This is a genomic window from uncultured Amaricoccus sp. (genome assembly GCF_937858865.1).
Taxonomy (GTDB): domain Bacteria; phylum Pseudomonadota; class Alphaproteobacteria; order Rhodobacterales; family Rhodobacteraceae; genus Amaricoccus.
On record NZ_CALLYO010000344.1, the window covers coordinates 1 to 4,764 of the forward strand.

At 69.8% G+C, this 4,764-nt stretch carries 3 protein-coding genes; 1 reads left to right on the forward strand and 2 read right to left on the reverse strand.

The annotated features are described in order from the left end of the window. Together Q0112_RS09870 and Q0112_RS09875 are read right to left on the reverse strand one after the other, a co-directional pair. Positions 1-1,383, reverse strand: coding sequence for a M20/M25/M40 family metallo-hydrolase (locus tag Q0112_RS09870; protein WP_297974621.1), 1,383 nt, complete (start codon positions 1,381-1,383; stop codon positions 1-3). A gap of 22 nt (positions 1,384-1,405) precedes the next feature. Further along, positions 1,406-2,962, reverse strand: a complete 1,557-nt coding sequence (locus tag Q0112_RS09875) for an AbgT family transporter (protein ID WP_297974623.1) — start codon at positions 2,960-2,962, stop codon at positions 1,406-1,408. A gap of 147 nt (positions 2,963-3,109) precedes the next feature. Between Q0112_RS09875 and Q0112_RS09880 the strand changes: the two genes are divergently transcribed. Continuing rightward, positions 3,110-4,764, forward strand: a 1,655-nt coding sequence (locus tag Q0112_RS09880; protein WP_297974625.1) for an SLC13 family permease, incomplete at its 3' end; no start/stop codon positions are given.

Sequence of the window (4,764 nt, forward strand, 5' to 3'; positions counted from 1 at the left end):
TCAGCCGGCCAGCGCGCCGAGGATGCGGGCCCAGGAGCGGATGCCCTTGTGGAAGCTCCGCAGGTCGTACTTCTCGTTCGGGCTGTGGATCGCGTCGTCGGTCAGGCCGAAGCCGACCATCACCACGTCGACCCCGAGCTTGTCCTTGATCAGCGTCGTCACCGGGATCGAGCCGCCGCCACCGATGAAGGCGGCGTCCTTGTTCCATTCGTTGGTCAGCGCGCCCTGCGTCCGCTGGAAGACCGCGCCCGAGGTGTCGAAGGCGACCGCCCGCCCCGAGCCGTGCTCGTGGAACTCGACCGAACAGTCCTTCGGCAGCCGCGCGTTCACATGCTCGCGGAAGGAAGCGCGGACCCGGGCCGGGTCCTGGTCGAAGACCAGGCGGAAGGAGATCTTCGCCATCGCCTGCGCCGGGATCACCGTCTTGAAGCCGGCGCCCTGGTAGCCGCCGCCCATGCCGTTGACCTCGCAGGTCGGCCGCGACCAGGTCATCTCCAGCACCGAGCGGCCCTTCTCGCCCGCCGGCACGCTGAGCCCGACCTCGCCGAGGAACTCGGCCTCGCTGAAGCCGAGCTTCGCCCAGCTCTCGCGCAGATGCTCGGGCAGCTCCGGCACCCCGTCGTAGAAGCCGGGCAGCGTGATCCGCCCGTCCGCGTCGCGCAGGTCGGCGATGATCCTCGCCAGGATGTGGTTCGGGTTGGCCGCCGCCGAGCCGTAGAAGCCCGAGTGCAGATCGCGGCTCGCGGCGTGGACGACGATCTCCTCGCCGCAGAGGCCGCGCAGCGAGGTGGTGATCGCCGGCGTGTCCTTGTCCCACATGTTGGTGTCGCAGATGAAGGCATGGTCGGCGCGCAGCTCCTCGAGGTTGGCGTCGAGGAAGGGCGGCAGGTTCACGCCCCCCGACTCCTCCTCGCCCTCGAGCAGCACGCTGACCGGGATCGGCAGCCCGCCGGTCACCGTCTTCCAGGCCCGGCAGGCCTCGACGAAGGTCATCAGCTGGCCCTTGTCGTCGGCCGAGCCGCGCCCGACGATCATCTTCGACCCGTCGGCCCGGGTGACGAGCTTCGGGTCGAACGGATCGGCGTCCCAGAGCTCGAGCGGATCGACCGGCTGCACGTCGTAATGCCCGTAGAAGAGCGCCGACGGCCCCGTGCCCGCCCGGTGGTGCCCGACCACCATCGGGTGGCCCGCGGTATCGCGCACGCCGGCGTCGAAACCGATCCCGGCCAGGTCCCTCGCGTGCCACTCGGCACAGGCCCGCGTCTCGCCGGCATAGGCCGGGTCGGTCGAGATCGACTTCAGCCGCATGGTGGCGAAGAGCCGCTCCAGCGCGGCGTCGAGATCGGCGTCGATGGTGGCGAGCACGCGGTCGAGATCGGACATCGTTTTCCCCCGAGATTTCCTGTCAGGCCGGGCCGAGCGGCAGCCCGAGCAGCGCCCAGCCGATGAGCAGCGCGGTCCAGATCACCGTCAGCACCACCGTGTAGGGCAGCATCAGCGACACGATGGTGCCGATGCCCGCGTCCTTCTGGTACTTCGCGGCGAAACCCACCATCACGCCGAGATAGACGTTGAGCGGCGTGATGACGTTCGGCGTCGAATCCCCCACGCGGTAGGCGGCGAGCACCATGTTCGGATCGCCGCCGAGCCGCATGAAGAGCGGGATGAAGACCGGCGCGAAGATCGCCCACTTCGCCACCGCCCCGGTGATCAGCAGGTCGATGAGGAAGATCACCACGATGAAGATCACGATGTAGCTGACCAGCCCGAGCGGCACCGTCTCGAGGAAGTCCGCGAGGTTCGCCGCCAGCACCGTCGCGATGTTGGTGAAGTTGAAGAAGGCGATGAACTGCGCGATGACGAGCAGCAGGAAGATCAGCCCCGCCATGCCGGAGAAGGTCTTCACCACCATGTTGATGGCGGCGGTCAGGTCCTTCACCGTCCCCGCCCCCTTGCCGTAGCAGAAGCCGAGCGTGAAGAAGAGCGCGCTGATCTGCACGATGAGGCCGGTCATGAACGGCGAGCCGGAGAGGATCTCGCCCGTCTCGGGATGGCGCAGCGGCGCCCCGGGCGGCACCAGCAGCAGGCCGACCACGAGGACGTAGCCGAGAAGCCCCCAGCCGGCGAAGCGCAGCCCGCGCATCTGCGTCGGCGTGAGCGGCGTCCGCTCCTCGACCGGCACCCCGCCGGTATAGGGGCCGAGGTGCGGCTCGACCACCTTGTCGGTCAGCACGGTGCAGACGAGCCCCATCACGATCGAGGAGGCGATCATGAAGTAGAGGTTGCCGACCAGCGTCACCTCGCGGCTCGGATCGACCATGCGGATGGCGTCGTTGGTCATCTCGGCGAGGAGCGCGTCGGTCGGCGTCACGAAGAGGTTGACGAGAAAGACCGCCGCGACGCCCGAGAAGGCGGCGGCGAGCCCGGCGAGCGGATGCCGGCCGAGGCTGTGGAAGGCGGCGGCGCCGAGCGGCACCAGCACGAGATAGCCGGCGTCGGCCGCGATCGAGGAGACGACGCCGAGCATCACGATGATGAAGGTGAAGATCGAGCGCGGCGCGATCTCGACGATCTTCCTGACCAGCGCCGCGATCAGCCCGGATTCCTCGGCGACGCCGACGCCGACCATCGCCACGATGATGACGCCGACCGCGCCGAAGTTCATGAAGTTCGGCACGATCGAGGTGAAGAGGAAGCGGATGCCGTCGGCCGAGAGCAGGCTCCTTACCGTCGTCGTCCGGGTGACCACCTCGTGCGTCTCGGGATCGACCGCCTCATAGGTGGCCGACCAGCCGATCCAGTTCAGCAGCACCGACAGGACGACGACGAGGCCGATCAGGATGAAGAAGATGATCGCCGGATGCGGGACCTTGTTGCCGACCCGCTCGATGGTTGTGAGGAACCCGTCGAGAAAGCCCCCCTTGGCGCGGTCCTCGATGCCCGACACCGGTTCCTCTGCCATCGCGCCCGCCCCCCGGCCCATGTTGATTGAGGTGTGAAATAACCGTTTCGCACGAACCACTTCCAGGTTCCGGCGAGCATTGCCCAGCGCGATTGCGCTGGCAAGTTAAATATGCGACATGCGCCTGCCCGGAGGGCGGAGGAATACTTGACCGAGATCTGGATCGTCTTCGCCATCATCGCAGCCGTCGTCGGGCTCTTCGTCTGGGACCGCCTGCCGGTCATCGCCGTCTGCATCGGCTGCGCCATGGCGCTCTGGGCGACCGGCGTGCTCACGCTCAACCAGGCGCTGGCGGGCTTCGGCGACCCGGCGACCGTCTTCGTCACCTCGCTCTTCGTCGTCTCGGGCGCGCTCGAGAAGACCGGCCTCACCGCCTGGACCGGGCAGGTGCTGGCGCGCGGCGCCGGCGCCAGCCGCTTCCGCCTCATCCTGCTGATGATGCTCTTCTGCGGCGTGCTCTCGGCGCTGATCAGCGTCAACGGCGCGGTGGCGGCGCTGCTGCCGGTCGTCGTCGTGCTGGCGGTGCGGCTGAAGCGGCCGCCGTCGCAGCTCCTGATGCCGCTCGTCTTCGGCGCGCATGCCGGCTCGATGCTCGCCCTGACCGGGACGCCGGTGAACGTGCTCGTCCTCGAGGCCTCGCTCGATGCCGGCCGCGAGGGCTTCGGCTATTTCGAGTTCGCCTATGTCGGGGTCTTCCTGCTCGCCGGCACCATCGCCCTCGCGCTCCTGCTCGGCTCGCGGTTGCTGCCGGTGCGCGAGAACCGGGCGCTGCCGCCCGACCTCAGCCGCCACGCCCGCACCCTCGTCGAGCAGTTCCGCCTCGACGACGGCGTGCACCAGCTCCGCGTCCGCCCCGAGTCGCCGCTGGTCGGCCGGCCGCGCGCCGACCTCGACCTCGGCGACTGGCCGGGGGTCACGCTGCTCACGCTGCAGGAGGCCGCCGGCAGCGGCTCCGCCCGCCTCGGCCCGATCGAGCCGGGCGACCTCCTCGCCGTGCGCGCCGACCCCGACGGCGTGGCCGAGCTCGCCGCCGACCTCATGCTCAGCCCGGCCGACGCCGAGGGGGTCCGCTTCGAGACCGGCCTCTTCACCACCGCCTCCGGCCTCGCCGAGGTAGTCATCCCGCCGCGCTCGCCGCTGATCGGCGAGCGGTTCTTCCCCGGCATGGTGACGCCGAGCGGCAACCTCGTCGTCCTCGCCATCCACCGCAACCACGTCGACCTGCCCGCCGGCGAGCCGCTCGACAAGGGCGACCTGCTGCTGCTGCAGGGCACCTGGGAGGCGCTCGGCACCTGCATCGCCCCGCCCGAGGTGCTGGTCGTCGACAGCCCCGAGCTCGTCCGCCGCCAGGTGGTGCCGATGGGCCGCGACGCGCTGGTGGCGCTCGGCATCATGGCGGCGATGGTGCTGCTGCTCGCCACCGGCCTCGTGCCGGCCGCCGCCGCCGGCCTCCTCGCCGCCGGGGCGGTGCTGCTCTTCGGCATCCTGAACGTCGACGAGATCTACCGCTCGATCAACTGGACGACGGTGATCCTCGTCGGCGCCATGATGCCGCTCTCCACCGCCATCACCGAGACCGGCGCCGCCAAGCTGCTCGCCGACCAGCTGATCCAGACGGTCGGCGCCTTCGGCCCGCGTGCGCTCCTCGCCGGGCTCTTCGTGCTGACGGCGGTCCTCGGGCAAGTCATCTCCAACACGGCGACCGCGCTCATCATCATCCCGATCTCGGTGGTCGCCGCACAGGAGAAGGGCGTCTCGCCGCAGCCGGTGCTGATGTCGGTCGCGGTCGCCGCCGCCGCCGC